The 3,834-nt window shown below is 60.6% G+C and carries 3 protein-coding genes and 1 pseudogene; 2 read left to right on the top strand and 2 right to left on the bottom strand.

The window, feature by feature from the left end; translation table 11 throughout:
- Together VMR03_RS01590 and VMR03_RS01585 are read left to right on the top strand one after the other, a co-directional pair.
- The coding region (locus VMR03_RS01590; RefSeq protein WP_325401605.1) for a glycosyltransferase at positions 1-448 on the top strand (448 nt) is incomplete at its 5' end.
- 312 nt (positions 449-760) lie between these two features.
- Entirely contained in the window at positions 761-1,684 is a 924-nt protein-coding gene (locus tag VMR03_RS01585) for a glycosyltransferase family A protein (protein WP_325401603.1), read from the top strand.
- A 27-nt stretch (positions 1,685-1,711) separates the two neighbouring features.
- On the opposite strand, the gene VMR03_RS01580 is transcribed toward VMR03_RS01585, so the two are convergent.
- Entirely contained in the window at positions 1,712-2,794 is a 1,083-nt protein-coding gene (locus tag VMR03_RS01580; protein WP_325401601.1) for a glycosyltransferase, read from the bottom strand.
- Between the two features lie 88 nt (positions 2,795-2,882).
- Positions 2,883-3,834: pseudogene (locus VMR03_RS01575) on the bottom strand (hypothetical protein); the annotation flags it as partial.

Raw genomic sequence — 3,834 nt, 5'->3', positions numbered from 1 at the left:
GGATGCGCGTTTTCTTATCGTCGGCGCAGGCCCCGAAGTTGCCAGGCATGCCGGCTTCAGTGCCGACGATCCGCGCATACGCTATCTGGGTCACAGGCCGGATGCGCTCGATCTTTATGCGGTGATGGATTGTCTCGTCGTTCCGTCGCGCGAAGAACCTTTTGGGCCCGTCGCCATCGAGGCGATGCGCGCCGGTTGCCGGCTGATCGTCCACAACAGCCACGGCCTTGCTGACATTGCCGCCACGAATCCCGAGATCGACGCCATCGACACGACGAACCCCGACGAGTTGGTCGCCGCGCTGGAACGCGCTTACCGGTTGCGCGGCATCGCCCCGCGTTACGACATGACGCTCTATGCGCCGGATGCACGCGTGGCCGACGTCGAGGCTTTCTATCGCGACCTTTTGAAGGCGCGAACCAAGGCACGTCGAAAAGCAATGCCGTGAAGCGCCCCGCTTCCCGGAAATTTGCGTAGAACCGGTCGTCATCTGAAGGAGAAACGAAGGACACGGCGCGCAGTCGTTCCGCGGCGCAGGTGTGCGCCGTCCATCCGGAGCGGCCATGTTTCGCGGGAGGGAGTGCCGCAAACCGGACGGCGGATACAGGCAGATTGCTCCTTGTGGCTAACCGGTGACGGCATTTCGATCCGTCATGAATTGAACTCGGGGGAGAAACGTCGACCCGCGCAGAAATAGATGGACTAATTGGTGTACGTCATATTAAAAAGGCACCGGGTTGTGACATGGAGGGTGTAACAAATGATGGGGGCAGTCGTCATAGCGGTCTGCACGCGCGACAGGCCGGTCTCTCTCGGTCGTTGTCTGGCGTCTCTCGCCGAACTGAGACTTTCCTCCTCCCTGTCGTTGAAACTTCTGATCGTCGACAACGGGATGTCGCTCGAAGGGTCGACGGGCATTCTCGACGCGATGAAGAGCCGGCTTGCGGGTCTGTCGCCGGAACTCCTGCATGAACCCAGACCCGGTATCCCCATTGCGCGCAACAGGGCGCTCGAATTCGCCCGGGCGTCGAATGCCGACGCGGTGATCTTTCTCGACGACGACCAGACCGTCGCACCGGACTGGGCGGTGACGCTCTGCCGCGTCCAGCAGGAGGAGGGCTGCGACGCGGTCAAATGCGAAGTGCGCTGGATATTCGAACCGCCGCAGAAATTTCAGGAGTTCTTCCGCCGGATGTCGGGCGGGCCGTCCTCGTTACGTGAACGATACGCGTCCTACAATGTGGCGACCAACGGCGTTCTGATCTCGAAGCGCCTGTGGGGAGATTGGGGGCTTCGCTTCAATGAGAATTTTGCTCTCACCGGCGGCACGGACGTGGAATTCTTCGCGCGCGCCTGGCGGCAGGGCGCGGTGCTGTTCCATACATCGGAAACCTTCGCCACCGAATTCTGTGACGCGGACAAACAGACGGTGTCCTGGCTCGCTCGTCGGGCCTTCCGCATCGGAAATATGGAAGCGCTGATGCGTTTAGGTGGAGAAACGCGAATGCAATGCTTCGGCAAGGGACTCTGGTGGATTCCGTACAACGCCGTCATTGCCGCCTTGAGATTGCCGAGGCCCTACGCCTCACTAAAACACCTCCTGAAAATGGCGAGGGGCGCAGGATTGGTCTTGGGTGCTCTCGGCATTCGCTGGGAAGAATATCGCAAAGTCGTGGGAAGCTGATAGGCGGAAGAACGACGGCCAGGCGGCTCAGGAGTTAGGGGAGGGCGCGCTGCGGAATGACTTTTGCCAGAGATCGGTCAGCACCGTCTTGTGAATCCGAATATCCGATTTTTTTGCCTGTTCGAATCCGCGCTCGCGAAGTTCATCGGAGAAAGGCTGGCTGACGATCTTCCGCACGTCCTCCACGCTGTCGAAGACGAAGCCCGCATTGCCGATGAACTCCCGCAGATCCGGCCGAACATTGGCGACGCAGACGCCGACGCCGGAGGCTTGGGCTTCCGCAAGGGCCAGAGGCCAGCCCAGCGATTTCAGGACATGATCGCCGGTGTAGACCATCCATCGATGCTTTTTGTATTCGGCCGGCATATTGCGGGGCTGCACCGGCGGGACGATCGTCACAGGATTGCTGGCGGCTTCATTGTAGTTGCGGATATCGTCGACGTAATAGCCCAACGCGTAGAGGTTGAAGCGGCGGTCCGGCATGGAGGCGGCGAGGTCGACGAAGTCGGTCATCTTTTTCTTCGGAATACAGGCTCCGACATTCATGATCGCATCGCCATTGGGGCTGCGATCATGGAAAAGATCGAAATCCATCACCGGAAAACAATCGTGGATTTTTGAGGTCCGTACGCCGGCCGCTTCCAGCAGCGGGCGCTGGAAGGGAAAGAGAAGCACGCCGAGACAATGCGGCGAATTGAACGTCGTCGACGCGTGCTCCTTATAGGACACCCAGAATTCAGGCTTTCCTCGAAGCTTCCGCCTTATTCGCTTGAAGAAAGAGTATCGCGAGGGGGGCGAAAGAACGTCGAAAGAATGACCCCTGATCGTGAACGGAACTCCGAGACGTCGGGAAAGCTTCAGCATCAAGGGGCCATGAAGCACATAGTGAGAATGCAGGACGTCCGGCCTGAATTCCTGCGCGATCTCGACGATCCGGTTGAATCGTTTTGTCACGTAAGCCTTGTGATCCGTCTCGATCGGAATGTCGGGCTCTTCGAGCGCCACCACCCGGATGTCGTAGTCCTGCTCGAGCGCGATGATCTCATTCAGAATGTAGGTCTGCGAAATCTGCGGGAACTCGTGGACAACATATAGAACCCGGCGTTTCATGATTGTCAGTCTCCCCCAACCCGTGCTGCCCGCGCGATATGGAATATGCAGGTCGGCGATCGGCACTGTAGAGGAAGACGATGCCAGCTCAAAACCCGAACATGTGATCGAGGCAGAAGCTCTTCTCGCCGTTGACGAGGCCGTGGAAGCCGAAGAGGCGGCAGGTCGTGTCGCGGACGATGACATAGCCCGCGCCGCCCATGCTTTCGCGTTCTTCCTTCGAGAACATCTCGCTGAGACGCCAGAAGCGCGAGCCGCCGCAGGCGATCTCGATGGGCTTCTCGGCGATGGGCTTGCCTTCCGCGTCATGCAGGATGAGGAGCGTCGAGCTCTTCGCGTGCCACGGCGTCGAGGCCGGATAGATCAGGTGGCAGATCGTATCGAGGCCGGCGCCCTGAACCTCGTTGCCGATGCGCAGGAAGAGGCGCGTGGTCAGCCCCGGCGGCTTGTTGGTGTAGGATTGGGGCTCGTCCTTGTAGATGACGGCGGTGTTGTAGATATGCGCGCCGAAGATCGTCTCGGCGCGGTGGCCGCTCGACTTCTGTTCGAAGCGGCCGAGCGCATGGAGCCAGCCGTCGCCTTCGCCGCCCTCGCGGAAGTCGTAGAGAAATTCGACATGGCCGTAGCCTGAGGGGAGCTTCAGGCTCTCGTTCGCGATCCACTTTTCGACGTCGATCTCGACGCTGTCGCGGCGCTGGATGCGGCCGAGATAGCGCGATGCGACGCGCGATCCGTCGGCGTCGATCAGTTCGGCGCGGATCGGCAGCTCGTGCTGCTCGGTCGCCATCGGCGTCGGCAGCATGACGCTCGCGAACTCGGCGCGCGGCAGCACGGGCAACGGCATGATGTAGCCCTTGCCCATGACGTCCGTCAGCGAGGCAAGCGCCGGGTTCGGCTTCAGATCCGTGCGTTCGACATTGGCGTGCGCGATGCGGCGCTGGCCTTGCGCGCGCTTCACTTCGTAGCGCGGCCGCACGAAATAGCGGCCCGCGACGATCTCGACCTGATCGGGCCATTTCGCCTGCGGCAGAAGATCGTCG

Source organism: Parvibaculum sp., from assembly GCF_035511255.1.
Classification (GTDB): domain Bacteria; phylum Pseudomonadota; class Alphaproteobacteria; order Parvibaculales; family Parvibaculaceae; genus Parvibaculum.
The sequence above is the reverse complement of the archived record's forward strand: the minus strand, read 5'-3'. Positions and strand labels throughout refer to the sequence as shown.

Excerpts from the sequence above, each read along its gene's own strand:
- VMR03_RS01580 (WP_325401601.1), bottom strand. The coding sequence starts at position 2,794 with ATGAAACGCCGGGTTCTATATGTTGTCCACGAGTTCCCGCAGATTTCG.
- VMR03_RS01585 (WP_325401603.1), top strand. The coding sequence starts at position 761 with ATGATGGGGGCAGTCGTCATAGCGGTCTGCACGCGCGACAGGCCGGTC.